At 71.0% G+C, this 25,458-nt stretch carries 23 protein-coding genes, 2 tRNA genes and 1 pseudogene; 15 read left to right on the top strand and 11 right to left on the bottom strand.

Annotated elements, in window-relative coordinates; translation table 11 throughout:
• Complete coding sequence (locus BLW57_RS18425; protein ID WP_093475883.1) at window positions 1–666, bottom strand: copper chaperone PCu(A)C domain-containing protein; 666 nt, start codon at window positions 664–666, stop codon at window positions 1–3.
• A gap of 638 nt (window positions 667–1,304) precedes the next feature.
• Here BLW57_RS18425 and BLW57_RS18415 point away from each other — a divergent pair.
• From BLW57_RS18415 to BLW57_RS18385, 7 genes are all read left to right on the top strand, one after another.
• Window positions 1,305–1,787 carry a CarD family transcriptional regulator gene (locus tag BLW57_RS18415; RefSeq protein ID WP_003953493.1) on the top strand — a complete coding sequence of 161 codons (483 nt, stop codon included), beginning with the start codon at window positions 1,305–1,307 and terminating at the stop codon, window positions 1,785–1,787.
• Window positions 1,788–2,108: 321 nt separating this feature from the next.
• Complete coding sequence (gene ispD / locus BLW57_RS18410) at window positions 2,109–2,861, top strand: 2-C-methyl-D-erythritol 4-phosphate cytidylyltransferase (protein ID WP_073887941.1); 753 nt, start codon at window positions 2,109–2,111, stop codon at window positions 2,859–2,861.
• The gene (gene ispF, locus BLW57_RS18405; RefSeq protein WP_093475880.1) at window positions 2,851–3,345 is read left to right on the top strand and encodes a 2-C-methyl-D-erythritol 2,4-cyclodiphosphate synthase; all 495 of its coding nucleotides are present in this window, start codon (window positions 2,851–2,853) and stop codon (window positions 3,343–3,345) included. The genes ispD and ispF overlap by 11 nt, the downstream gene beginning before the upstream one ends.
• 121 nt (window positions 3,346–3,466) lie before the next feature.
• The gene (locus BLW57_RS18400; protein ID WP_093475878.1) at window positions 3,467–3,871 is read left to right on the top strand and encodes a PPOX class F420-dependent oxidoreductase; all 405 of its coding nucleotides are present in this window, start codon (window positions 3,467–3,469) and stop codon (window positions 3,869–3,871) included.
• 60 nt (window positions 3,872–3,931) lie between these two features.
• Window positions 3,932–5,332: a cysteine--tRNA ligase gene (cysS, locus tag BLW57_RS18395; protein ID WP_093475877.1), complete on the top strand. Its 1,401-nt coding sequence runs from the start codon at window positions 3,932–3,934 to the stop codon at window positions 5,330–5,332.
• Between the two features lie 99 nt (window positions 5,333–5,431).
• Window positions 5,432–6,373, top strand: a complete 942-nt coding sequence (rlmB, locus tag BLW57_RS18390) for a 23S rRNA (guanosine(2251)-2'-O)-methyltransferase RlmB (protein WP_093475875.1) — start codon at window positions 5,432–5,434, stop codon at window positions 6,371–6,373.
• Window positions 6,374–6,501: 128 nt separating this feature from the next.
• A complete protein-coding gene (locus BLW57_RS18385; protein WP_176985630.1) occupies window positions 6,502–8,223 on the top strand; it encodes a DoxX family protein in 1,722 nt (573 codons plus the stop codon).
• A gap of 76 nt (window positions 8,224–8,299) precedes the next feature.
• Here BLW57_RS18385 and BLW57_RS18380 read toward each other — a convergent pair whose 3' ends face one another.
• The 3 genes from BLW57_RS18380 to BLW57_RS18370 all read right to left on the bottom strand — a co-directional run bounded on the left by BLW57_RS18380 (window position 8,300) and on the right by BLW57_RS18370 (window position 10,952).
• Window positions 8,300–9,031, bottom strand: coding sequence for a nucleotidyltransferase family protein (locus BLW57_RS18380; protein ID WP_073887951.1), 732 nt, complete (start codon window positions 9,029–9,031; stop codon window positions 8,300–8,302).
• Between the two features lie 119 nt (window positions 9,032–9,150).
• The gene (locus BLW57_RS18375) at window positions 9,151–9,609 is read right to left on the bottom strand and encodes a hypothetical protein (RefSeq protein WP_093475872.1); all 459 of its coding nucleotides are present in this window, start codon (window positions 9,607–9,609) and stop codon (window positions 9,151–9,153) included.
• Between the two features lie 206 nt (window positions 9,610–9,815).
• On the bottom strand, window positions 9,816–10,952 hold the full coding sequence (locus BLW57_RS18370; protein ID WP_093475871.1) for an ABC transporter ATP-binding protein: 1,137 nt from the start codon (window positions 10,950–10,952) through the stop codon (window positions 9,816–9,818).
• A gap of 218 nt (window positions 10,953–11,170) precedes the next feature.
• On the opposite strand from BLW57_RS18370, the gene BLW57_RS18365 reads away from it, so the two are divergent.
• A tRNA-Thr gene (locus tag BLW57_RS18365) sits at window positions 11,171–11,244 on the top strand.
• Window positions 11,245–11,325: 81 nt separating this feature from the next.
• Here the strand turns inward: BLW57_RS18365 and BLW57_RS18360 are convergent.
• Together BLW57_RS18360 and BLW57_RS18355 are read right to left on the bottom strand one after the other, a co-directional pair.
• Window positions 11,326–12,477, bottom strand: a complete 1,152-nt coding sequence (locus BLW57_RS18360; RefSeq protein WP_093475869.1) for a tyrosine-type recombinase/integrase — start codon at window positions 12,475–12,477, stop codon at window positions 11,326–11,328.
• Window positions 12,477–12,664 (bottom strand): annotated as a pseudogene (locus tag BLW57_RS18355) (helix-turn-helix domain-containing protein). The gene BLW57_RS18360 and the pseudogene BLW57_RS18355 overlap by 1 nt, the downstream one beginning before the upstream one ends.
• A gap of 384 nt (window positions 12,665–13,048) precedes the next feature.
• Here BLW57_RS18355 and BLW57_RS18350 point away from each other — a divergent pair.
• Complete coding sequence (locus BLW57_RS18350; protein ID WP_256339517.1) at window positions 13,049–13,513, top strand: hypothetical protein; 465 nt, start codon at window positions 13,049–13,051, stop codon at window positions 13,511–13,513.
• Between the two features lie 651 nt (window positions 13,514–14,164).
• Here the strand turns inward: BLW57_RS18350 and BLW57_RS18340 are convergent.
• Complete coding sequence (locus BLW57_RS18340) at window positions 14,165–15,190, bottom strand: hypothetical protein (RefSeq protein WP_093475865.1); 1,026 nt, start codon at window positions 15,188–15,190, stop codon at window positions 14,165–14,167.
• A 125-nt stretch (window positions 15,191–15,315) separates the two neighbouring features.
• Between BLW57_RS18340 and BLW57_RS18335 the strand changes: the two genes are divergently transcribed.
• The 4 genes from BLW57_RS18335 to BLW57_RS18325 all read left to right on the top strand — a co-directional run bounded on the left by BLW57_RS18335 (window position 15,316) and on the right by BLW57_RS18325 (window position 18,226).
• Complete coding sequence (locus BLW57_RS18335) at window positions 15,316–15,903, top strand: TetR/AcrR family transcriptional regulator (RefSeq protein ID WP_093475863.1); 588 nt, start codon at window positions 15,316–15,318, stop codon at window positions 15,901–15,903.
• Between the two features lie 63 nt (window positions 15,904–15,966).
• Window positions 15,967–16,039: transfer RNA gene (locus BLW57_RS41425), tRNA-Tyr, on the top strand.
• Between the two features lie 115 nt (window positions 16,040–16,154).
• Window positions 16,155–16,823 (top strand): rhomboid-like protein, encoded by a 669-nt coding sequence (locus tag BLW57_RS18330; RefSeq protein WP_256339516.1) that lies wholly within the window; start codon window positions 16,155–16,157, stop codon window positions 16,821–16,823.
• Window positions 16,820–18,226: an NAD(P)/FAD-dependent oxidoreductase gene (locus tag BLW57_RS18325; RefSeq protein WP_093475862.1), complete on the top strand. Its 1,407-nt coding sequence runs from the start codon at window positions 16,820–16,822 to the stop codon at window positions 18,224–18,226. The genes BLW57_RS18330 and BLW57_RS18325 overlap by 4 nt, the downstream gene beginning before the upstream one ends.
• 41 nt (window positions 18,227–18,267) lie before the next feature.
• Here BLW57_RS18325 and BLW57_RS18320 read toward each other — a convergent pair whose 3' ends face one another.
• Window positions 18,268–19,785 carry an MFS transporter gene (locus BLW57_RS18320; protein ID WP_093475860.1) on the bottom strand — a complete coding sequence of 506 codons (1,518 nt, stop codon included), beginning with the start codon at window positions 19,783–19,785 and terminating at the stop codon, window positions 18,268–18,270.
• A gap of 83 nt (window positions 19,786–19,868) precedes the next feature.
• Entirely contained in the window at window positions 19,869–20,840 is a 972-nt protein-coding gene (locus BLW57_RS18315) for a zinc-binding dehydrogenase (protein WP_093475859.1), read from the bottom strand.
• A gap of 111 nt (window positions 20,841–20,951) precedes the next feature.
• Here BLW57_RS18315 and BLW57_RS18310 point away from each other — a divergent pair, with 111 nt between their 5' ends.
• Window positions 20,952–21,641 carry a pentapeptide repeat-containing protein gene (locus BLW57_RS18310; protein WP_093475858.1) on the top strand — a complete coding sequence of 230 codons (690 nt, stop codon included), beginning with the start codon at window positions 20,952–20,954 and terminating at the stop codon, window positions 21,639–21,641.
• Between the two features lie 14 nt (window positions 21,642–21,655).
• Here the strand turns inward: BLW57_RS18310 and BLW57_RS18305 are convergent, their stop codons facing one another.
• Window positions 21,656–22,156, bottom strand: a complete 501-nt coding sequence (locus BLW57_RS18305; protein WP_093480760.1) for a hypothetical protein — start codon at window positions 22,154–22,156, stop codon at window positions 21,656–21,658.
• A 70-nt stretch (window positions 22,157–22,226) separates the two neighbouring features.
• Here BLW57_RS18305 and BLW57_RS18300 point away from each other — a divergent pair, with 70 nt between their 5' ends.
• The gene (locus BLW57_RS18300) at window positions 22,227–23,618 is read left to right on the top strand and encodes a M1 family metallopeptidase (protein WP_093475856.1); all 1,392 of its coding nucleotides are present in this window, start codon (window positions 22,227–22,229) and stop codon (window positions 23,616–23,618) included.
• A 39-nt stretch (window positions 23,619–23,657) separates the two neighbouring features.
• Here the strand turns inward: BLW57_RS18300 and BLW57_RS18295 are convergent, their stop codons facing one another.
• On the bottom strand, window positions 23,658–25,217 hold the full coding sequence (locus BLW57_RS18295; protein ID WP_093480759.1) for a M4 family metallopeptidase: 1,560 nt from the start codon (window positions 25,215–25,217) through the stop codon (window positions 23,658–23,660).
• Window positions 25,218–25,458 lie beyond the last annotated feature (241 nt).

Here is a 25,458-nt window from a genome sequence, read left to right as displayed (position 1 = left end):
TCAGTTGCCGGCGGCCGACTGGGACGCCGAGTCGCTCGGGGTGACGGCGGTGCCGGTGGCGGAGGACGACGGGGTCGCCTTCCCGCCCTTGCCGGGCTTGCCGCTGCCGGACGCGGTCGCGCCCGGGGCGCCTGCGGTCGCCGAGGCGGACGGGATCTCGCTCGGGCCCCACTTGTCGAAGTAGCTGGTGGCCGGGACCACGAAGGCCTCCAGGCCGACCTCGCCGGTCTTGCTGAAGGTGAAGGTCACCTTCTGGGCGTTGCCGTCCTGCACGGCCTCACGGCCGCTGGGGAGCAGCGCGGAGGCGTTGTCCTTGCCGCCGAGGACCAGCGAGCCGCCGGCGGGAACGGTCAGGCTCTTCCCCTTGGCCGGGGTCAGCTTCACGGTCTCGTTGGAGCCCGGGATCGCGATCGACTCGAGGGTCTGGCTGGCGCTGCCCGAGTTGAACACGGTCGCCGAGATCACGGCCGGACCCGTCGACTTCAGGTCGGGCTGCGTGATGATCGTGGCGTTCTGGATCTTGATGTCGCCGACACTGGTCGCCGCGTTGTCCGGCTTGATCTCCAGAGTCTGGGCGTCGTTGCCGGCACCGCAGGCGGCGAGCGAGGCGATCGAGAAGACGATGGCGGAGGCGGCGAGGGCGCCGCGTCGAAGGCTGCTGCTCACGGCGGCGGCAACTCCTTGAACGCGCGGGCGGCTTCCTGATAAAGCCACCCTAAGTGTCTGTCAGCGGGCCTTAGGTTACCGAGCCGTTCCGGAGCGACGGCACCCGACCCTCCCCCAAGCACGGGCCTTCCCTCCGGGTGGGGGTACCCCGGACGCCACAAGTGACTCTCCAGTCACCTTGCGGGCCGCTCGTCCTTCATTCACATAACGCGACGGCGATCTCTCACAAAGGCCCCGCGAGTCGGCTTCCGATCCGGCGCGCAAAAACCGCCGGTGAAGGAATGCGCGACCGCCCCGGAATTGATCACGCGCCACCCGGCCGGCAGCCGTTGATCAATTCTGGATTCGTCTCACATCCACCTCCCGTCACCGAACGGAGTAGCGGAAGTCGCACGCCTGGAACCGGACAAAACGGGATGTTCAGCCACTTGGGGTCGGCTCCCGAGGTGTGTAACGTACGCGTTTCACCCCGCCCGGAGAGCCCCTCCGACCTGCGAATACCCGCTTCCGCAAGGCCCTCGCAGCACGTTCCGGTTGCTGTTGTCAAGCCCCGAGATATGCCCTGACCTGCGAAAACGCCATTCAGAAGACGCCGTATCCGTGTTACCCTGGATAGCCACGGAAGGGGTACCTGTCACATGACGTTCAAGGTTGGCGACACCGTGGTCTATCCCCATCACGGGGCCGCGCTGATCGAGGCCATCGAAACTCGCCAGATCAAAGGCGTGGACAAGACCTACTTGGTGCTGAAGGTCGCCCAGGGTGACCTGACGGTACGTGTGCCAGCGGACAATGCGGAGTTCGTCGGCGTGCGTGATGTGGTCGGTCAGGACGGGCTGGACCGGGTCTTCGAGGTGCTGCGCGCACCGTACGCCGAGGAGCCCACGAACTGGTCCCGTCGCTACAAGGCAAACCTGGAGAAGCTCGCCTCCGGCGATGTCATCAAGGTCGCGGAAGTCGTGCGTGACCTGTGGCGTCGCGAGCGCGAGCGCGGACTCTCCGCCGGTGAGAAGCGCATGCTCGCCAAGGCCCGCCAGATCCTGGTGAGCGAGCTGGCCCTCGCGGAGAACACCAACGAGGACAAGGCCGAGGCCCTGCTCGACGAGGTGCTCGCCTCCTGACGCGCGGCGTCGGCGATCCGTCGCCGGCAGCACGCTCAGCACAGTGAAATGCCGCGGTGCCCGATGACACGGAAATGTCGCCGGGCGCTGCGGCATGTTCGTACCCGGCGCACTGCCTCCCCACCGGGTCCGGCCGGGCACACCGCACATCCGTGCACCGAGCCGCCGTACAACTCGGGGAAAGTCCCCCGATACTTGACGTGCCGGGCCCGGGCGGACGGCTCGACCAGAGTCACGGAAAGGGTCCGGTCAAGGCCTGGCGCCCGGCACTCCTCCAGGCCATACCCACCTGGGTCGAGCACACAAACCTGACAGGAACCGATGTCTGACGAATCGCGCCCTTCACCCGCGCAGACCGCCGTCGCCGCCGTGATTCCCGCCGCAGGCCGGGGCGTACGCCTCGGTCCGGGCGCCCCCAAGGCGCTGCGTGCCCTGAACGGCACGCCCATGCTCATCCACGCGGTCCGCGCGCTCGCCGCGTCCCGCCACGTCTCCCTGGTGATCGTCGTCGCCCCGCCGGACGGCGCCGCCGAGGTCAAGTCCCTGCTCGACGCGCACGCCCTGCCCGAGCGGACGGACTTCCTGGTCGTCCCCGGCGGGGAGTCCCGCCAGGAGTCGGTCCGGCTCGGTCTGGACGCCCTGCCGCCCGAGTACGGCGTCGTCCTCGTCCACGACGCGGCCCGCCCGCTCGTCCCCGTCGACACCGTCGACGCGGTCGTCGAGGCCGTCCGCGCCGGCGCTCCCGCCGTGGTCCCTGCGCTGCCGCTCGCCGACACCGTGAAGGAGGTGGCGCCCGCGGCCACGGCCGGCGACCCGGAACCCGTGGTCGCGACCCCCGAGCGGGCCCGGCTGCGCGCGGTGCAGACGCCCCAGGGCTTCGACCGGGCGACGCTGCTGCGCGCCCACGAGACCGTCACCGAGGACGTCACCGACGACGCGAGCATGGTGGAGCAGCTCGGGCTGACGGTCGTGGCCGTCCCCGGCCACGAGGAGGCCTTCAAGGTCACCCGCCCGCTCGACCTGGTCCTCGCCGAGGCGGTCCTCGCCCGCAGGAGGCTCAACGATGGCTTCTGACCGGCCGCTCCTGCCGCAGGTCGGCATCGGCACCGACATCCACGCCTTCGAGGAGGGCCGCGAGCTGTGGTGCGCGGGCCTGAAGTGGGAGGGCGAGGGACCGGGGCTGGCCGGCCACTCCGACGCGGACGTCGTCGCCCACGCCGCCTGCAACGCCCTCTTCTCCGCCGCCGGGCTCGGCGACCTGGGACAGCACTTCGGCACCGGCCGCCCCGAGTGGTCCGGCGCGTCGGGGACCACCCTGCTCACCGAGGCGGCCCGGATCGTCCGCGCGGCGGGCTTCACCATCGGCAACGTCGCCGTCCAGGTCGTCGGGCCCCGCCCGAAGATCGGCAAGCGGCGCGACGAGGCCCAGAAGATCCTTTCCGAGGCGGCGGGCGCCCCGGTGTCGGTGTCCGGCGCCACCACGGACGGCCTCGGCTTCCCCGGCCGCGACGAGGGCCTGATGGCGGTGGCGACCGCACTGGTGGTCCGCACCGGCTGACGGCGTCCGGAAGGGGGCGGCCGGCCCGGTGCCGGTGGTGCGGGTGAGCCGGGAGCGTGCGAGGGTACCCGGAGAGTCACCGACAAGTCACCGATGACCCGAGGCTTACCGGAGGTACCCGATGTCCGCCGCCCTCTCCGACCGGCTCAAGTCCCTGCTCGACGGCAAGGTGTTCATCGTCGTCGGCACCCTCCAGCCCGACGGCAGCCCGCAGATGTCCCCGGTCTGGGTCAAGCGCGACGGTGACGACCTCCTGTTCTCCACCACGGTCGACCGCCGCAAGAAGAAGAACCTCGACCGCGACCCCCGGGTGACGGCCGTCGTCATGAACCCCGAGCAGCCCTACGAGTACGCCGAGATCCGCGGCACCGCCGAGATGACGACCGAGGGCGGCCAGGCGCTCATCGACGAGCTGAGCCAGAAGTACACGGGCCAGAAGTACGCGGACTTCAATCCGGCGTCGGCCGACGACGCCGAACGCGTGGTCGTCCGCATCACCCCGCGCAAGGTCGTCGGCATGATGTGAGGCGCGGCATTCCGCGGTAGTGGGCACATGGCACGGCCCCGCGCCCACTACCCTGGAGTGGTGACCATTCGCCTGTACGACACCAACGCCCGGCAGATCCGTGACTTCACCCCGCTCAAGCCGGGTTGCGTCTCGATCTACCTCTGTGGTGCCACCGTGCAGGCGGCACCCCACATCGGGCACATCCGCTCGGGCCTCAACTTCGACATCATGCGCCGCTGGTTCGCCCACCGCGGCTACGACGTGACGTTCGTCCGCAACGTCACCGACATCGACGACAAGATCATCAAGAAGGCCCAGGAGCAGAACCGGCCCTGGTGGTCGATCGGCTACGAGAACGAACGCGCCTTCAACGACGGCTACTCCGCCCTCGGCTGCCTCCCGCCCACCTACGAGCCCCGCGCGACCGGCCACATCACCGAGATGATCGAAATGATGCAGGGCCTCATCGAGCGCGGCCACGCCTACGCGGCGGACGGCAACGTCTACTTCGACGTGCGCTCCTTCCCGCGGTACCTGGAGCTGTCCCGGCAGGACCTGGACAACCTGCTCCAGCCGTCCGGCGAGGGCGAGACCGGCAAGCGCGACCCCCGCGACTTCGCCATGTGGAAGTCCGCCAAGCCCGGCGAGCCGACCTGGCCCACCCCATGGGGTCCCGGCCGCCCCGGCTGGCACCTGGAGTGCTCGGCGATGGCGCACAAGTACCTGGGCAGCGCCTTCGACATCCACGGCGGCGGCCTCGACCTCATCTTCCCGCACCACGAGAACGAGATCGCCCAGGCCAAGGCCTACGGCGACGAGTTCGCCCAGTACTGGGTGCACAACGCGTGGGTCACCATGGCCGGCGACAAGATGTCCAAGTCGCTCGGCAACAGCGTGCTGGTCAGCGAGATGGTCAAGCAGTGGCGCCCCATCGTGCTGCGCTACTACCTCGGCACCCCGCACTACCGCTCGATGATCGAGTACAGCGAGGAGTCGCTGCGCGAGGCCGAGTCGGCGTTCGCGCGCATCGAGGGCTTCGTGCAGCGCGTGGTGGAGAAGGCCGGCGGCGTCGTCGAACCCGCCGCCGAGGTCCCGCCCGCCTTCGCCGAGGCGATGGACGACGACCTGGGCGTCCCGCAGGCGCTCGCCATCGTGCACACCACCGTCCGGCAGGGCAACAGCGCGCTGGCCGCGGACGACAAGGACGCCGCCGTGGCCCGGCTCGCCGAGGTGCGGGCCATGCTCGGCGTCCTCGGACTCGACCCGCTCGACCCGCACTGGGCCGGCGAGGCCGACCGGGGCGAGGACCTGCACGGCGTGGTCGACAGCCTCGTACGCCTCGTCCTCGACCAGCGCGAGTCCGCCCGCGCCCGCAAGGACTGGGCCACCGCCGACGCCATCCGCGACCAGCTCAACCAGTCCGGACTGGTCATCGAGGACGGTCCGCAGGGCCCGCGCTGGAGCCTCGGGCCGCGCTGAGACCGTCGTCGATCCGGTGATCGATTGTGCCGCCCGGACCTCCGGGCGGCACACTGCATAGACGTACACATCCGCACGCACCACAGAGACAGGTAGATCATGGCCGCGAACAACCGTCGCATGTCCGGCAAGAAGGGCGCGCAGGTCGGCAGCGGCGGCCAGCGGCGCAAGGGCCTGGAGGGCAAGGGCCCCACCCCGCCCGCCGAGATGCGCAAGGGACACAAGAAGAACCGCATCGCCAACGCCAAGACGAAGCAGACCACGCGCCGCCCCGTGGTGCGCGGCCGGGGCGGCAAGTCCGCCTCCGAGCTGGTCGTCGGCCGCAACCCGGTGGTCGAGGCGCTGCGCGAGGGCGTGCCCGCCTCGACGCTCTACGTCCAGCAGTTCATCGACAACGACGAGCGTGTCCGCGAGGCCCTCCAGCTCGCCGCCGAGCGCGGCGGCATCAACCTCATGGAGGCCCCGCGCCCCGAGCTGGACCGCATGACGAACAACCTGAACCACCAGGGCCTGGTCCTGCAGGTCCCGCCGTACGAGTACGCGCACCCCGAGGACCTCGTCGCGGCCGCCTACGACGAGGGCGCCGACCCGCTCGTCGTCGCCCTCGACGGCGTCACCGACCCGCGCAACCTCGGCGCCGTCGTCCGGTCCGTCTCCGCCTTCGGCGGCCACGGCGTCGTCGTCCCCGAGCGCCGCTCGGCCGGCATGACCGCCGGAGCCTGGAAGACCTCCGCGGGTACGGCCGCCCGTACGCCGGTCGCCCGCGCCACCAACCTCACCCGGGCCCTGGAGGCGTACAAGAAGGCCGGCATCACCGTCGTCGGCCTGGCCGCGGACGGCGAGGTCGAACTCGGCGACCTCCAGGCCCTGGACGGCCCCGTCGTCATCGTCGTCGGCAGCGAGGGCAAGGGCCTGTCCCGTCTGGTCGGCGAGACCTGCGACCACCGGGTGCGCATCGCGATGCCGGGCGGCGCCGAATCGCTCAACGCCGGTGTGGCCGCGGGCATCGTGCTGTACGAGGCCGCGCGCAGGCGGAGCTGAACACCCGTCCGGAAGTTCACCTGTGCGGGGTGATTCCGGTGCCCCTGTGGCGTTCGGGACAGCTTTGACGGGGTCCGGACACATCCGGCCGGTCAAAGCAGTGTCCTATCTCCACGTCACTCGGTTAGATGAGTGTGGACACCAGAACACCCCGCACACCCACGGGGGACCGCTCGTCGGGATTCGACGACGCTCCCGCGCTGAGCATGGTGAAGGTGCCGAGCGATCCGGCGCAGGTCATCGTCAATCACGCCAGCTTCCGCGTACAGCTGGGCGCATCGGCGAGGCGCAGCCAATCCCCGCGGATCGCCCGGCAGCTGAGCGCCACCCAGGACTCCGCCCGGATGCCCGCCATGGGCGCGGCGGCCCGGCCCGGCGCCGCCGCCGGCCGCCGCCGCCCCGTCGTGTGGAGCGGCAAGTCCGCCCCCGACGACACCGGCGCCCACCGCCTACTCCAGGCCGTGCGAGGCAGCAGCGTCCGACACGCCGAGGAACCGGAAGCCGGCGCCACCCAGGTCATCCCGCGCCTCGGAACCGGCTACGCCGACGCCTACGACACCCTCGACCAGACCGTCGAGACGCCTGTCGTCGGCCATCAGCGCACCGCCCCCGACGCCGACGGCACCCGCCTCCTGCCGCACATGCGCACGGTCAGCGGCGCCTACGACCAACCCTCTTACCCGACCGACGACTTCGGGCCCTACGACGGCTACGAGGGCTACGACGACCACGACGGCTACGAGGGGTACGAGGGGTACGAGGGGTACGACAGCGGGACCGCCCCCTCCGACACCGACTCCCCGGCCACCACCAGGCGCCACGGGGACGACCCGGCCCGGCACGCCTACTACCCCGGCCGCCGGCTCAACCTCGGCGTCGTCCTGCTCCCGCTGCGCGTCTTCCTCGGCTTCATCTCCATCTACGCCGGCATGGGCAAGCTGTGCGACCCCGTCTACTTCGACGGCGGCAAGCGCGGCTCCATGGTCACCTGGCTCAACACCCTGCACCCCTGGGACGTCGCCGAGCCGCTGCGCCAGTTCGCCCTGCACCACCCGGTCGGCTCCGGGCTGGTGATCGCCTTCCTCCAGGTCGTGGTCGGCGTCCTCACCATCCTCGGCTGCTGGCAGCGCGTGGCCGCGGTGCTCGGTGTCCTGCTCTCCGCCGCCCTGATCGTCACCGTCAGCTGGAAGACGGTCCCGGCGTACGACGCCCCCGACATCATCTACCTCGCCGCCTGGTCGCCGCTGATCATCGCCGGCGCCCCCGTCTACTCCGTGGACGGCCGCCTCGCGGGCAGCGCCTGGCGACGCCTCGGGCCCCGAGCCGACATCTGGGACCTGCGCCGCTTCGTCCTGCGGCGCGGCGCTCTGATCACGGCCGTCACCGTCGGGCTCACCCTGCTCCTCGGCTCCCTGCTCGGCGGCGCGGTCCGCGACTCCAGCCGCGTCGTCGTCCCAGGCCCCGGCGAGGCCCCGCGCAACAACCTGCCCGGCTCCACGCTCCCCGAGGAACCCGCCAAGGGGCACAGCAAGGCGCCGTCCGCGTCCAGCTCGCCCACCGGCGGCGCGACGGCCGGTGCCAGCCCCTCGGGCGCGGCGACGACCCCGGGCGCCACCAAGGCCGCCGGCGGCACGACGGCCGCCCCGAGCCAGACCCAGGGCACCACGGGCCAGACCCCGCCGCGCCCCGCCTCCCCCCCGGGAGGCGTCCCGAGCACCACGGCCGGACCGACCAGCACCGGCGGCACCAGCACCTCCGGTGGTACCTCCTCGACCGGCGGCGGTACCGGCACCTCCGGCGGGAGCTCCTCCACCGGCCAGCCGGGCCTGGTGGGCGGCCTGCTGGGCTGACACACCGGAACACGGCGAAGGGCCCCGTACCGGGCAGGTACGGGGCCCTCTTCGACCGCTCTCGGCTCGCCCGCTCTCAGCGACCCAGCGCCGCCAGCTCCTTGGCCGCCTCCGTCAGATCCTTCGCCGTGTCGATGGCCCGCCAGTAGGCCCCCTGCGGAAGGGGGAACCCGGCCAGCCGCTGCTCCCGGGCCAGCCGGGGGAACGTCGTCCGCTCGTGATCCCCCCGCTCCGGGAGCAGGGAGGCGAACTCGGGTGAGAACACGTAGACACCGGCGTTGATCTCGAACGTCGACGGCGGCGCCTCGATGAAGTCGGTGATGTGCCCGAACCCGTCGGTCTTCACCGCACCCCAGGGCAGGCGCGGACGGGCCAGCGCCAGGGTGGCCACGGCGTCCCGCTCGGTGTGGAAGTCGGCCATGTCCCGCAGGGAGAAGCGGGTCCAGATGTCGCCGTTGGTGGCGTACCAGGGCCGGTCCGGGTGCGGGAGATGCGCGGCGGCGTACTTGAGGCCGCCGCCGCGGCCGAGGGGCTCGCTCTCCACGACGGTGGTGACGGAGACCGGCAGGTCGGCCGAGTCCAGCCACTTCTGCAGGACCTCGGCGAGGTGGCCGCAGGAGACCACCACGTCCGTCACGCCTTCCTCGGCGAGCCAGGACAGCTGATGGCCGATGATCGGAGTCCCCGTGCCGGGGATCTCGACCATCGGCTTGGGCCGGTCGTCGGTGTACGGACGCAGCCGGGAGCCCTGGCCACCGGCCAGGACCACGGCTTGAGTGGGGCGCGACGCGGCGTTCGGATGGGTCATGACCGCACTGTACGTGGCGCCCCACCGCCGTACGCCGGTGGTGACCCGCTCCTCCGGGAGCCGTTACCGACTTCCTACCGGCGCGGGCCCACAACGGGCGGTCGACGCGGAGCCGGGGCTCAGCTGTGCGCGGTCAGCACACCCGAGGCGAAGGCCGTGTCGCACACCGGGCGGGCGTACGACTGGGCGCGCGAGGCGCCGTAGATGCGCACCGCGGCCTGGCCCAGCGCGCGGGCGATGGAGGAGCAGTGCCGGGCGAGGGAGGGGTGTCCGTTGACCGCCTGCTGGAGGTGGGTGAGGACCACCCCCGGGTTCTTGTCCTGGAGTTCGGACATCAGCCGGTCGCGGAGCACGTCCTGCGGGGCGTGGGAGACGGCCTTGACGGGCGCCGCCGCGGAGACGTCCGAGGCGGCCAGAACCGAGCCTGAGGGGCTCCCCGACCAGTTGACCCGGGTGACCGCGAGTGTTCCGGAGAGCACCATGAAGACGGGCAGGACGAGGGCGAGAGTGCGGCCGATCCGGCGGGCAGGGCCGCCCCGGTGGCCGCGTCGCGTCTGAGGGGTGGTGGAGTGCTTCACGCGTGTGAGGGTAGCGCGGGGTAATGATTTGGCGACATTTAGTCACCCCTTCGGGGGATGAGAAGGCGCTTCTTTCCGGGTAAGGGGTTGACGCGGCCCGCCCGAAATGATCGCTGCGCCGGGGTTTGTCGCGACCGCGAAGGGGCCCCGCGGTGATCCGCGGGGCCCCTTCGGCCGGTCCCGGCGCCGACGCGCCGCCCGGAGGGTCAGTCGGAGAGGCGCTCGCCCGTGGAGGTCGAGAACACGTGGATCTCGCCCGGCCGCGGCACGACGTGCAGCGTGGAGCCCTTCTCCGGCACCTGACGGCCGTTGACGCGGACGACCAGGTCCTTGACCTCGCCGCCGACCTCGGCGGTGCCGTACACGTAGCCGTCGGCGCCCAGCTCCTCGACGACGTTCACGGAGACGGCGAGACCCGCCGGGGCGTCCGCGGCGTCCTTGGAGAGGGAGGCCGCGACAGCGCCGCCCAGCTCGACCACGTCGAAGTGCTCGGGACGGACGCCGACGGTGACCGTGCGGTCGCCCTTGTCGGCGGCGGCCGTCAGCGCCTCGCGGTTCACCGGGACCACGCTGTTGCCGAACTTCACGCCGCCGTCGGTGATCGGGACCTCGACCAGGTTCATGGCCGGGGAGCCGATGAAGCCGGCGACGAACAGGTTCGCGGGCCGGTCGTACATGTTGCGCGGCGAGTCGACCTGCTGGAGCAGACCGTCCTTGAGGACCGCCACGCGGTCGCCCATCGTCATGGCCTCGACCTGGTCGTGGGTGACGTAGACGGTGGTGATGCCGAGCCGGCGCTGGAGCGACGCGATCTGCGTGCGGGTGGAGACACGGAGCTTGGCGTCCAGGTTGGACAGCGGCTCGTCCATGAGGAAGACCTGCGGCTCACGGACGATCGCGCGGCCCATCGCGACACGCTGGCGCTGACCGCCGGAGAGCGCCTTCGGCTTGCGGTCCAGGTACTCGGTGAGGTCGAGGATCTTCGCGGCCTCCTCGACCTTCTGCCGGATCTCCGCCTTGTTGACGCCGGCGATCTTCAGCGCGAAGCCCATGTTGTCGGCGACCGACATGTGCGGGTAGAGCGCGTAGTTCTGGAACACCATGGCGATGTCCCGGTCCTTGGGCGGCAGGTGCGTGACGTCGCGGTCACCGATGCGGATGGCTCCGCCGTTGACATCCTCGAGCCCTGCGAGCATCCGGAGCGAGGTGGACTTGCCGCAGCCCGACGGGCCGACCAGGACGAGGAACTCGCCGTCCTCGATCGCGATGTCGAGACCGTCGACGGCGGGCTTGGTGGAACCCGGGTAGATCCGGGTCGCCTTGTCGAACGTGACAGTGGCCATGGTGAATGGGCCCCCTTCTACCGGCAGGAACGTGCCGGACGATCCGTTGTAGGAAGGTGGTTGGTGTAGTCCACACGCGTGAACTGGGTCAGGACGGTACCTGCCGCCCACCAGGTCTGTCAGCACCCGCACCCCTGTGAACTTCACGGAAATTTTCCGCCGGGGCCGCGGCGGGACGTGGGTACACTGCACAGGCACGGCCGCTCAGGCGCGTGCAGGCCTCCTTAGCTCAGCTGGTCAGAGCACCGCTCTTGTAAAGCGAAGGTCGTCGGTTCGAATCCGACAGGGGGCTCCGATGCTGAACAGCGAGAACGCCCCGGCCGATGATCGGTCCGGGGCGTTCGACATCTACGGGTGACATCCACGCGGGTGGTCACTCACGGTCGACACGGCGCCTGAGCAGGCGATCCATGTGGCTGATGGCCTCGCGCTGCGTGTCCGACGTCACGTGCGTGTAGACGTCCATGGTGATGCTGATCTGACTGTGCCCGAGGATCTCCATCACGACACGGGGCGCGACACCGGCCGCGGTGAGGAGCGTGGCGCAGCCGTGCCGGGCGTCGTGCAGACGGATGCGCCGAAGGCCGGCGGCGTCGGTGATGCGGAAGAACGACCGGTTGACGTTCTGCGGATCAATCGGGCGGCCGTTGCGGGTGGTGAAGACGTACGAGGACGGCGAGAGCTCGACACCCTTACGCCGGCCCGCCTCGGTCTGCCGCATCCGGTGCCAGCGGAGCGCACCCAGGCAGATCAGCGGGAGGGGCAGGGGACGCGCCCGGCCGCTTTTGGTGGTGTCCTCGTAGAGCTCCCCCCCGACGCGCTGCACCTGCTTGCTGACCCGCAGCACGCGATGTTCGAGGTCCACGTCCGACCAGCGGAGCCCGAGGATCTCGCCGCGCCGCAGACCCATGGCGACCGCCAGGACGAAGGCGGCGTACAGCGGATCCCGGCGCGCGTGCTCCAGAAACGTCAGCGTCTCGTCGAGCGTCCAGGGAGTCAGCTCGCGGCGGGGCACCTTCGGGGCCTCCACGAGCGACGCGGCGTTCCGTGTCACCAGCTCCTCACGGCAGGCCGCGGTGAGGGCGGTCCGCAGCACGCGGTGCGCCTCTTTGGCCGTGGCCGGGGAGGCCCGACGCGACACGTCGGCGACGAACGTCCGCACGTGGCGAGGACCCAGTGCCTCCAGGCTCTTGGAGCCGAGCAGTGGCACGAGGTAGAGGCGCACGTGCATCGCGTACTTGCTGTAGGTCGTTCGCTTGCGGTTGGGCTTGATGAAGTGCTCCAGCCAGTACGGCAGCCACTCGGCGAGCTTGGCCGAGCGACTGGGGACGGGCACGCCCTGGTCGACCTTGGCGAGTAGTTCCCGGCGCTTGGTGTCGCACTCGGCCCAGGTCTTGCCGTAGGCGAACTTGCGGGCGCGGGTGCCGTCCGGCTGGAGCACGTACACCGCGCACTGGTAGCGGCCGTCCTTGCGCTTGGTGATGGTGCCGGCGCCGTTCGGGTTGCGCTTGCGCTCAGGGGCCATCAGGCAGCCTCCTCGATCTGGCCGAGGATGAAGTCCCGGACGGCGTCGGCGGGGATACGGCGAGCGCCATCGATCTTGATTGAGGTCAGGCGGTGTGAACGGATCAGGTCGTAGACCCTGGAGCGGCCGACCTTGAGCCGGCCATGACCTCCGGCACAGTCAGCAGCTCGGCGGTTGCGGTCGTCATGCGGCGGCTCCTTCCAGGGCCAAGTAGTCACGTAGGGCTTCGCGGGCGGTTTCGCGGTTGAGATGGAGGTCGCGGGCGATGGTGGGATGGAGGGGGCGCCGTCGCCGCCCGCGGATCCATCGCGGCGGATGCTGGGAGCTCCCATCCCGCACACCATCGACCCAGGCAGAGCCGAGCAGACGCGGCCCATGGCGTCCAGGTCGTTCGTACAGTGGCGCGCTCCACCTGGACGCCAGGAACCACGCCCGCTCCACGGTGTGTGGGTCGACGGCGTACGGGATGGGAGCTGGGAAGGCGGTGAGGGGTCTAGGTGGCCTCTCCACTACAGGCAGTCGGCGTCAAGTGGATGCACCATGCCAAGCCCGTTCTTTTAGAATGATCAGCATGGACATGCGCAGGATCGTCGCAGTGCTGGCCGAGGACGCTGAGCAGAAGATCCAAGACCAGGTGTGGAAGCTGGAGCCGAGCGACCGCGCACTCGCCCTTGAGACCGCAGCCGGCCTGCGCGACGCTGTCGGCCCGCCGGACGTCCAAGAGGACTTGCCGCAGATCAAGCGACTAGAACACCTGCGCGAAACTCTTGCTGTCCTGGCCATCTCCCTCTCGCGTACTCACGGTCGTCTGGCCTGGTTTCTCTCTGGCGCTCTCAATGCGCTTGAGCCGGTCCTGCGCTGGCGCGCCATGCCAGCCGACCGTGGCGGCAGCTTCGGCACGGTCCTCCCCAGCCCTGAGGAATACAAGCAGGCAGAGGATGCCGTCCGCCGACTCCAGGACGCCCTTACCGTGATCACCGCTGAGACGCTTGACCTTGGCAGCGTTCGCCCAAGTCAGGAGGCAAACGGGGTCTGAGATTATTAGGGCTCCGCCGATACACGGTCACCGTGGGATGAGCAGGACATATACGCCGCCGACGGATAGCGACCATGGCTCACCTCGCTTGAGGGCCGTGAGGCCTTCGGCGAGTGCTTGCGCGCCCACCTGATCTGCCGCAGCCCTCAACTCCCACCACTCCTGCTCGTCAGAGCCGAAAGCCCGCCGTGACCACTCGACGGAGCCATCCAGGGCCCGGACAGCCGCCGCAACATCGGCCACTGTCTGTCCAGCACTGCCCACCCCCTCCAGCGTCCACGACATCCACAGGCCCATGCGGCTACGGTCGCACCGGTACCAGGCGACCACCAGCCAACCGCATGGAGCACCGCCGCTTGTCCGTCTCAGTTTCCGTCTCATTCATCAGCGGTCATCGGCGTTCAGCAGGAACGGGACGACCTGCCGCGTTGAAGATCCGGACACGCGTGAACGCAGGTGAACGCCCCAGGGCACTGCCCCAGCAGCCACCAACAGACTTGGAAAACGGATGTCGCAGGTTCGAATCCTGCCGGGGGCACAGAGAGAAGGGCCGGCTCAGGAGGGGGTTCCTCCCGGGTCGGCCCTCTGGTTCGCGAAGGAACCTGAGGGCACGTAGTGACACGTGGCACGACCTTCACCCCGGCCGTGGGGTCAGGCGGTGACCCGCGTGCGCCGCCGCCTCAGGCGGGGACGAAGGCTCACCAGGATGGCGGCGATCACCGCCCACAGCGCGAGGGTGACCAACGGCTGCGCCGCCTGCGCGCCGTGGAAGTAGCTCAGGTCGGTCACGGCGCGCACGGCCGCACCCGGCGGCAGCAGGGCGGAGACGGCGTGTGCGGCGGAGGGCAGGAGGTCCGGGCCGATGGCCGCTCCGCTGGTGGAGTTGCCGACCGTGAGCAGCAAAAGAGTGGCGACGGGCACGCCGACCGGGCCGAGGTAGGTGCCCAGCAGCTTGGTGGTGAACGCGGCTGCCGCGGCAAGCAGGGTCAGGGCGAAGGCCAGCGGCATCACCGGCGCAGGCACCGCCCCGAGGATAGGGCCGGCGATGACGGTGGCGACGATGCCGATGGCCACAGAGGCGCCGGACAGCAGCCAGAACCGGTGGCGCAGGTGCAGACGGTTCGCGAGACCCAGAACGTTCTGGGCTAGGACGAACCCGGCCAGTGTGACGCCGAACGCCAGGTAGAACCCGGCCAGTCCACGCGAGTCGAAACGAGCGAACGGGACGACATCCACCGTGGTCAGGCGCTGGCCCGAGCCATGGGCATAGGCGCCGATGAGGCTTCTGACGGCCGTCGTGGTCGACTGCCCGTTGGCTCCGCCGACCTCCAGGCGCAACCGGTCGGAGGCCGCGCGGCCACTGATCGCGGCCACGACGTCGCGGCGCTCAACCTCAGCGCGCCCCCTGGCGGCGTCGGCGACAGGATGGACATCGACGCTGTCACCAAGGACCTGGCTCACCTCGCCCGAAAGCTCCTGGCCGGCGACAGCCACCGGCACCCGGTGCGGCTGGGGGTTGCGCTGCAGACCGACGTAGCAGCCGATGAAGGCCGCCACGACGACCAGGGCGATCACGGTGGGCTGGAGCCAGAGCCGGACCGGTGGCGCGGTTGCCGAGGAGGTGGCGGTGGCGGTGGTCAGGTCGGCTTCGGCGGCCGGGCCGAGGCGAGTGGCCATGAAGTGTCTCCCGGAATGGGGGCGCGCCCTGGGACGGGGGGAGGGGCGCCCTGAATAGATGATGCAAATAATCTAAACAACACCGTACGATAGATGTCGTCCAGCATCCAAAAGGGAGGTGCCCTATGGGTCGCGTCTCACAGGCGCAGGCACAGGCGAACCGCCAGCGGGTCGTGGAACGGGCCTCGCAGCTGTTCCGCGAGCAGGGCACGGGCGTGAGCGTCGCGGATCTGATGAAGGCGGCCGGCCTTACGCACGGCGGCTTCTATAAGCAGTTCGCCTCCAAGGAGGCACTGATCGACGAGGCGGTCACCCACGCGTTCGGCGAACTGGCCGAATTCCACGCCACCACACTCGAAGAGCACGAGGGTCACCGTGTCGAGGCCCAGCAGTCCCTGATCGACGGGTACCTGTCCGTCCGGCACCGGGACAACCCCGCCTCGGGCTGCCCCGTCGCCGCGCTCGCCGCCGACATGGCCCGGGACAGTGGCGACAACGGAGCGCACCGCGCCTACGCCGAAGGGGTAGAGGAATTCACCCAGTGGCTCGCCACCGACGACGAGGACGGCATCGCCCGGCTGTGCACCATGCTCGGCGCCCTTCTCCTGGCCCGCGCCACCAAGAACTCCCCGCTGTCCGGGCAGGTGCTCTCCGCCGCCCGCGCCGCGCTGTCACCCGCCCCGCAAAACCACGTGTCTGACATCCACTGCTGACATCAACGACGTCGGACATGGGCGTACACCAGCGGCTGTGTCCGGGCATCGCATCAGTCGTCGGCAGCAGCTGGACTGCGCTCGGATCGAACTTGTAAAGCGAAGGTCGTCGGTTCGAATCCGACAGGGGGCTCCAGTGGTCCAGGTGGGACGGGGTCCCACCTGGGCTTTTTTATGGCCGGTGGTGGCCGGCCGGGGCACCGGGGATGTCAATGACGAGCCGGGCGACACCGGCGTGCGTGAATCGGCTCATGCGAATTCACCGGCGTATGAGCGGGGTGTGGGCTTACGTCCGCAGTGCTCCCGGCACGTACGTGTGGCTGGGGGTCCTGTTCATCACCACGGTCACGCTGCACCACATGTCGCCGGAGTTCGAGGAGCATTTCCTGCGGCAGCGGTCGACCAACATCCACGAGCTGTCGCGCACCCCCGTGCGGGTGCTGGTGGCGAGCGCGATGTGGATCGACAGCGGGCACTGGATCCCGTACGCGGTGCTGTACACGGTGTTCCACGCGCCGGCCGAACGCTGGCTGGCCACGCCCCGGTGGCTGGCGGTGTGCGCGCTGGCGCACGTGCTGGCGACACTGATCAGCGAAGGAGTGCTGCTGATGGCGATCCGGGACGGCGTGGCTCCGCGCTCGGCCGTCAACACGCTGGATGTCGGGGTGAGTTACGCGCTGGCGGGGGTGATCGCGGTGCTGACGTACCGGATTCCCGTGCCCTGGCGGTACGCGTATCTGGCGGCGGTCCTGGTGTTCTTCGGACTGCCGCTGGCCGCGGAGCCGAGTTTCACGGACTTCGGTCATCTCGTCGCGGTGCTGATCGGGCTGAGCTGCTTTCCGCTGGTCCGGGGGCGGCGGAAAAGCACGGAATCCGAAGGAGACACCGGTCGGTCCGACGGGTTAGCGTCCCGGGCATGAGCAGCTCGGCAAGCGGTGTCGTCAACGGTGGGGTCTCCTTCTGGTACGCCGACGACGGTCTTCCGGCGGTGCGGGAGCCGCTGTCCGGGGACGCGTCGGCGGACGTGGTCGTCGTGGGCGGCGGGTACACGGGTCTGTGGACCGCGTACTACCTGAAGAAGGCGGCTCCCTTCCTGCGGATCACGGTGCTGGAGCAGAAGTTCTGCGGGTACGGCGCCTCGGGCCGCAACGGCGGCTGGCTGTACAACGGCATCGCGGGCCGTGACCGGTACGCGCGGCTGCACGGCCACGAAGCGGCCGTGCGGTTGCAGAGGGCGATGAACGACACCGTCGGCGAGGTGATCGCGGTCGCCGCCGCGGAGGGCGTCGAGGCGGACGTGCACCGGGGCGGTGTGCTCGAAGTGGCCACGACGCCGGCCCAGTTGGCGCGGCTGAAGGAGTTCCACGAGCACGAGCTGTCGTACGGCGAGAAGGACCGGGAGCTGTTCGGCGCGCGGGAGACGGCGGCACGGATCAGGGTGGCGGACGCGGTCGGCTCGTCGTGGACGCCGCACGGTGCGCGGCTGCATCCGGTGAAGCTGGTGAAGGGGCTCGCGTCCGTCGTGGAGGGGCTCGGGGTGACGATCCACGAGTCGACGCCGGTGACCGAGATACGCCCGCGGCACGCCGTCACCCCGTACGGCACGGTGCGGGCCGCGTATGTGCTGCGCTGCACGGAGGGCTTCACCGCGTCGCTGAAGGGACAGCGGCGGACGTGGCTGCCGATGAACTCGTCGATGATCGCGACCGAGCCGCTGACCGAGGAGCAGTGGGCGGGGATCGGCTGGGACGGGCGGGAGACGCTGGGGGACATGGCGCACGCCTACATGTACGCCCAGCGCACGGCCGACGGGCGGATCGCGCTCGGTGGGCGCGGGGTGCCGTACCGGTTCGGTTCGCGGACGGACAACGACGGGCGCACGCAGGCGGCGACGGTCGAGGCGCTGCGGGAGATCCTGACCCGTTTCTTCCCGTCGCTGGTGGGGGCGCGGGTCGAGCACGCCTGGTCGGGGGTGCTGGGTGTGCCGCGGGACTGGTGCGCCACGGTGACCCTGGACCGCTCGACGGGTCTGGGCTGGGCGGGCGGGTACGTCGGTTCGGGCGTCGCCACGGCGAACCTGGCGGCCCGTACCCTGCGCGACCTGGTGCAGCAGGACTCCGGGCAGGGTGGCCGTACGGAGCTGACGGAGCTGCCGTGGGTGAACCACAAGGTGCGCCGGTGGGAGCCGGAGCCGTTCCGCTGGCTCGGGGTGCACGGCATGTACGCCACGTACCGCGCCGCCGACCGGCGGGAGCGGCTGCACCCGGCGGTGGAGTCGTCGCGGCTCGCGAGGTTCGCGGACCGGGTGGCGGGCCGAGGCTGACGGCGCGGCCCCGGAGCGGCGTTTCGGGGGCGGCCGGCGGGTCAGGTCACCGATTCGGGGACGGGCGCCTTGGCCGGTGCGCCGTGTCCGGGGGCCTTGGCGGTGACCATCAGGCCCGCGATCAGTCCGGCGAGGAGCATCACGCCGGCCGCCCACCAGATGGCGACGGTGTAGCCGTGCACCACGCCCTCGGGGACGACGGCGGCCCGGTGGGCCGGGTCGTGCAGGTGGGCGGTGATGTAGGCGGCGCTGCTGGTGGTGGCGACGGTGTTCAGCAGGGCGGTGCCGATGGAGCCGCCGACCTGCTGGGAGGTGTTGACGGTCGCGGAGGTGACTCCGGCGTCGCGCGGTGCGACGCCGGCGGTGGCCGTGGCGAAGACCGGCATGAAGGTCAGGCCCATGCCGAGGCCGAGCAGGACGAGGGCGGGGAGGATCTCGCCGGTGTAGGACGAGTGGACGGTCATCCGGGTCAGGAGCAGCAGGCCGGAGGCGGCGAGGAGCTGGCCGGGGACCATCAGCACGCGCGGGGCCACGTGGCTGAGCAGGCGGGCGGAGATCTGGGTGGATCCGGTGATGATGGCGGCCGTGAGCGGCAGGAACGCCAGGCCGGCCTTGACGGGGGAGTAGCCGAGGATGACCTGGAGGTAGTAGGTCATGAACAGGAACAGCCCGAACATGCCGATCACGGCGAGCATCATCGTCAGGAAGCAGCCGGCGCGGTTGCGGTCGCGGATGATGTGCAGCGGCAGGAGGGGGTGGGGGGCCCGGCTCTGCCACCAGACGAAGGCGGCGAGCAGGACGGCGCCGGCCGCGAACAGGGTGAGGACGAGGGGGTCGGTCCAGCCGCGCGGTTCGGCCTCGCTGAAGCCGTAGACGATCGCGACGAGGCCGCCGCAGCCGAGGACCGCGCCGGGTATGTCGAGGCGGGCGTCGGTGCGGCCGGGGCGGTCGTGGAGCAGGGCGGAGGCGCCGAGGACGGCGGCGACGGCGATGGGCACGTTGACGTAGAGGCACCAGCGCCAGTTGAGGTATTCGGTGAGCAGGCCGCCGACGATGAAGCCGATCGCCGAGCCGCTGCCGGCGAGGGCGCCGTAGATGCCGAAGGCCTTGCCGCGTTCGCGGGGGTCGGTGAAGGTCGTGGTCAGCAGGCTGAGCGCGGAGGGGGCGAGGACGGCGGCGAAGGCGCCCTGGAGGGCGCGGGCGCCGAAGAGCATGCCGGAGCCGGTGGCGGCGCCGCCGAGTGCGGAGGCGGCGGCGAAGCCGATGAGCCCGATGACGAAGGTGCGTTTGCGTCCGGCGAGGTCGGCGATGCGGCCGCCGAGGAGGAGCAGGCCGCCGAAGGCCAGGGTGTAGGCGGTGATGACCCATTGCCGGTTGCCGTCGGACATGTGCAGGGCGCGCTGGGCGGAGGGGAGCGCGATGTTCACGATCGTCGCGTCGAGGACCACCATCAGCTGGGCGAGGGCGATGACGACGAGGCCCCACCACCGGTGCGGATCGGTTCCGCTCGCCGTGGTCGCGGAGGGGTCTCCGGTCTCACCCGTTCGGCCGATACTCATCCGGTCAGAAGACCACGAATCGGTGCGTATCGCATCCGGGTGGGGCTCGTGGTTCGCGGGGGTGCCGGGTGGGGGCCGGTGCCTCATGGTTCCAGCACCACCTTTCCCGTCGTACGGCGGTTCTCCAGCGCCCGGTGCGCGGCGGCGGCCTCGGCGAGCGGGAACCGGGTGACGGCCGGGCGGAGCCGGCCGCGGGCGGCCTCGTCCAGGGCGCGCAGTTCGAGCGCGCGCAGGCCGCCCGCCCGCTGGAGCATGCGCGGGCCGAGGACGCTCTCGGTCAGGCCGTCGACGACATGGCCCCCGCCGGTACCGACGCCTTCCGCGGACCAGCCGAAGACGAGGTGCCGGCCGCCGGGGCCGAGCAGGGCGACGGCCTCTTCCGCGACCGTGCCGCCGACGCCGTCGTAGACGATGGTGGCCGGCCGCCCGGCGAGGCGGGCGCGGACCTCGGCGGGCCAGCCGGGGGCGGTGTAGTCCACGGCGAGGTCGGCGCCGTTCGCGCGGACGCGGGCGGTCTTCCGCGCTCCGCCCGCGAGGCCGACGACCGTCGCCCCGGCGTTCTTGGCGTACTGGACCAGCAGCGTGCCGATGCCGCCCGCCGCGGCCGGTACGACCACCACGTCGTCCGGTCCGGGTTCCGCGAACCCCGTGATCCCCAGGGCCGTACGCCCGGTGCCGATCATGGCCACGGCGGCGGCGGGGTCCAGGCCCTCCGGGATCTCGTGGAGGCGGTCGGCCCCGGTGACGGCGAGTTCCGCGTAGCCCCCGGGGACGGTGCCCAGGTGGGCCACCACCCGCCGGCCCAGCCAGGTGGCGTCGGTGCCGTCGCCGAGCGCGTCCACGGTGCCCGCGACCTCGCGGCCGGGCACGGTCGGCAGGACGGGCGGTGCGGGCAGCGGACCCGGGCGGCCCTCCCGCAGGGCCGCGTCCAGCAGGTGCACCCCGGCCGCGGCGACCGCGACGCGCACCTGCCCGGGGCCGGGGACGGGGTCCGCGACCTCTTCGTAGGTCAGGTTCTCGGCCGGGCCGAAGGCGTGGAGACGGACGGCGTGCATGGGACCCCCGGTGAGGTGGCTGCGTTTCCACCGGCCACCCTCCGACCTCAAGCGCACTTGAGGTCAAGGGCGGGCCCGGGCGTTGTCAGTGGCGGGGTGCAGCATGGGGGCATGGCGAGGAGAGCGACGGGTGGCGGGCCGGCGGCCCGGGCAGGGGTGAAGGGTGCGCGACGGCCGGAGCTGAGGCTGCCGCCCCTTCGGCCGTGGGCCGGGGGTGGGCTGGAGCCCGACGGTGACTACGACGGACTGGAGTTCCGTGAGGCGGACCTCGCCGGGCACGACGGGGTGGGCGCGCGGTTCATGGACTGCGCGCTGACCGGGTGCGTGGTGGACGAGACGGCGCTGGGCCGGGCCCGGGTGCTGGACTCGGTGCTGACCGGGCTGCGGGGGGTCGGTACGCATCTCGCCGAGTCCACGTTCCGCGACGTCGAGCTGGTCGACGCGCGCCTCGGCGGGACGCAGTTGCACGGGGCGGTGCTGGAGCGGGTCGTGGTCCGGGGCGGCAAGCTGGACTACCTCAACCTGCGCGAGGCCCGTCTGCGGGACGTCGTCTTCGACTCCTGCGTGCTGGTCGAGCCGGACTTCGCGGGCGCGAGCCTGGAGCGGGTGGAGTTCGTCGACTGCGCCCTGAAGGGGGCCGACTTCGGTGGCGCGGCGCTGACGGACGTGGATCTGCGCGGGGCCGTCCCGCTGGAGATCGTGCGCGGTCTGGACCGGCTGTCGGGGGCGGTGATCAGTACCGGGCAGCTGCTCGACCTGGCTCCGTTCCTGGCGGCCGAGCTGGGGATCCGGGTGGAGTGATGGACGGGCCGCGCTCACGTCACCCGGGGGAAGCGGGCCTGGAGGGTCCAGATCGCCGGGTTCTCCGCGAGGTCGTCGTGGAGGTCGGTGAGGTCCGCGACGAGGTCCTGGAGGAAGTCGCGTGCCTCACGGCGGAGTTCGGTGTGGGCGAAGGACAGCGGGGGCTCCTCGGCCGGACTCCAGTCGGAGGTGATGTCGACCCAGCCGAAGCGGCGCTCGAAGAGCATGCGGTCGGTGGACTCGGTGAAGTCCAGCTCCGCCCGCTGCGGCCGGGCGGCGCGGGAGCCCATCGGGTCCCGGTCCAGCTGCTCCGCGATGTCGCACAGTGCCCACGCGAAGTCGAGCACCGGCACCCATCCCCAGGCTGTGGACAGCTCCCGGTCGGTCTTGGTGTCCGCGAGGTAGACGTCTCCGCAGAACAGGTCGTGCCGCAGCGCGTGGACGTCCGCGCGGCGGTAGTCGGTCTGCGGCGGGTCGGGGAACCGGTTGGAGAGGGCGTAGCCGATGTCGAGCACGACAGAGATGGTGTCACGCCCGCCACCGCGGCCCCCGGTCCGGTGCACGCGGGTCTATAGGATCACTGACATGTCCAGATCCTTACGCCTTGTCCCGGCCGTCTCGGCGCTGCTGGCCCTCGCCCTCACCGGCACGGCGTGCGACGGCGGCGTGCACGGCACCCCGGGCGGTTCCGGCGTACGTGATCCGTACTTCCCGAAGGCGGGCAACGGCGGTTACGACGTCGGCCACTACGCCCTCACCCTGGACTACACCCCCGCGGGCCGCCACCTCACCGGTACGGCCGTCATCACCGCCCGTGCCACCAAGGACCTGTCCGCCTTCGACCTCGATCTCGTGGGCCTGCGCGTCGAGTCGGTCACCGTCGAGGGCAGGAAGGCCCGCTTCAGCCGTGCCGGGCAGGAACTCACCGTCCGGCCCCACGACGACCTCCGCAAGGGCGAGACCTTCAGCACGACCGTGCGCTACTCGGGCACCCCGCGTACCCTCACCGACCCCGACGGCTCCGCGGAGGGCTGGCTGCCCACCGCCGACGGCGCCCTCGGCCTCGGTGAACCCGTCGGCTCCATGGCCTGGTTCCCCGGCGACGACCATCCGTCCGACAAGGCGGCCTACGACATCACGGTCACCGTCCCGAAGGGCCTCCAGGCGGTGTCCAACGGCGAGTTGACGAGCCGGAGCACCAAGGGGGGCCGCACGACGTACGCCTGGCACATGGCGCAGCCGATGGCGAGCTATCTCGCGACGGTCGCCGTCGGGCACTTCACGATGACCCGGACCGAGGGCCCGCACGGGCTGCCGGTCCTCACGGCCGTGGACCCGACCCAGGCGAAGGCGAGCGAGAAGGTGCTCGCGAAGATCCCCGAGATCATCAAGTGGGAGGAGTACAACTTCGGGCCGTACCCGTTCTCCTCCACCGGTGCCGTCGTCGACCGCCCGGAGGACGTGAAGTACGCCCTGGAGGCCCAGACCCGGCCGGTCTTCCCGGGCGCTCCCGACACCTCCACCCTCGTCCACGAACTCGCCCACCAGTGGTACGGCGACTCGGTCACGCCGAAGAGCTGGCGGGACATGTGGCTCAACGAGGGCTTCGCGACCTACGCGGAGTGGCTGTACCGGGAGGACTTCGGCGGCAAGAGCGCCCAGGAGACCTTCGACGAGTACTACGAGGGGGACCACGAGGAAGTCTGGGCGTTCCCGCCGGCGAAGCCGTCCAGCGCCGCGCACATCTCCGACAGCCCCGTCTACCAGCGCGGGGCCATGGTCCTGCAGAAGATCCGGCAGAAGATCGGTGACGAGGCCTTCTGGGACCTCCTCAAGGGCTGGGCGGCCGCCCACCGCCACGGCAGTGCGAGCACCGCCGAGTTCACCGCGTACGTGCAGAAGCGGGCGCCGGACCACGACTTCCGCGGGATCTGGCGGGACTGGCTGTACGGGGACGGCAAGCCGGCCCACCCGTGAGGGGCGGCCCGGCTCGCCGTACCCGGCCCGCGGACGCGGTTACTTGACGTTCACGGCCGTCCAGGCGGCCGCCACCGCGTGGTACTCGGCGCTGCCCGACCCGTACAGGTCGGCCGCCGCCCGGAGGGTGCCGGTGCGGGCGCCCGCGTAGTCGGTCGACGAGGTGAAGTAGGTGCTGAGCGCCTTGTACCAGATCTGGTACGCCTTGGTCCGGCCGATGCCGGTCACGGCCGATCCGTCGTAGGTCGGGGAGTCGTAGGCGACCCCGTTGACCGTCTTCGCGCCGCTGCCCTCGCTCAGCAGGTAGAAGAAGTGGTTGGCGACGCCCGAGGAGTAGTGGACGTCGAGACGGCCGACCGACTTGGACCAGTAGTCGGCGGAGCCGCCGTCCTTGCTGGGCCTGTCCATGTAGCGCAGCGGGGTGCCGTCGCCGTTGATGTCGATCTTCTCGCCGATGAGGTAGTCCCCGGTGTCGGCGCTGTTGTTCGCGAAGAACTCCACCGACGTGCCGAGGATGTCGGACGTGGCCTCGTTCAGGCCGCCCGACTCCCGGCTGTACTTCAGCCCGGCGGTGGCCGCGGTCAGGCCGTGGCTCATCTCGTGGCCGGCGACGTCCAGTGACGTCAGCGGGTTGACGTTGCCCTGGCCGTCGCCGTACGTCATGCAGAAGCAGCTGTCGTTCCAGAAGGCGTTGACGTAGGCGTTGCCGTAGTGGACCCGGGAGTAGGCGGCCCTGCCGTCGCCCGCGATGCCGTTGCGGTTGAACGCCGACTTGTAGAAGTCCCAGGTGACGGCCGCACCGTAGGCGGCGTCGACGGCGGCGGTCTGGCGGCTGTTCACGGTGCCGTCGCCCCAGGCGTCGTCCGCGTCGTGGAAGAGCGTGCCCGTGCCGTTCGTGCCGCCGTTCAGGTCGTACGTCCTGTGGCCGCCGCGGCCACCGTCGGTCAGGTCGTAGCCGCCGCCCGCGGTGGCGGTGGTGCCGAGCGGGACCGTGCCGCTGTACCGGCTGGTGCCCGTGCCGGTGTCGATGGCCTCGTAGGAGTAGATCTCCTTGCCGGTCGTGGCGTCGGATATGACGTGCCGCTCGCTCGGGGTGCCGTCGTGCCGGACGCCCGTGACGACGGACTCGTAGGCGAGGACCGGCTTGGTGCCCGCGGCCCAGACGACCTTGCGGGAGGCGGAGGCGGTGGCCTCGGCAACGCCGGCTGCCTTCAGGGCGCTCTTCCGCGCGCCGGCCGGGGACACGGCGGCGGTGGTGGACGGCACGGATATCCGCGCCCCGGTCGCCTTGCTGACGCCCTTGAGCGTGCCGCTCTTCGCCACGTGGGTGACCAGGTCGCCGCCGAGCACGGGCAGCCCGGCGTAGGTGCGCTCGTAGCGGGTGTGCACGGTGCCGTCCGCGTCCTCGACCACGTCACGGGCGACGAGCTTCTCCTTGGCGCCCAGGCCGAGTGCGTGCGCCGCCGCGCCGGCGTGGTCCTGGGCGGACTCCAGGGCGGCGGCGCGGGCCGGGGCGCTCAGCGCGACCGCGCGAGCGCCTGAGGGGTGTGCGGCGGGGGCGGCGTTCGCGGCGCCGTTCTGCAGTGCGAGGACGACCATCGCGGCCGAGCCGATCAGGGCGGCGGCGCGCACGGCCGTCCGGCGGGGAGTGGGGGAGGCACCGGTGACGTGGAGCTGCTGTCTCACTCGATCTCCTTCGGACTGGTCCCGTGGGGTGGGGACACAGGCGGAACGCAGGGGATGTACAGCGCTGCGGCGGCGAGGAGAGAGTGACACCGGCAACCCATTTTTTGACAGGTTACTGACAAAACTTTACGTGTTCGTGTCCGGAAGGCGGGCG

It is taken from the genome of Streptomyces sp. 1222.5 (assembly GCF_900105245.1).
In the GTDB taxonomy this organism is placed as follows: domain Bacteria; phylum Actinomycetota; class Actinomycetes; order Streptomycetales; family Streptomycetaceae; genus Streptomyces; species Streptomyces albidocamelliae.
This window is presented reverse-complemented; position numbering and strand designations above follow the sequence as displayed.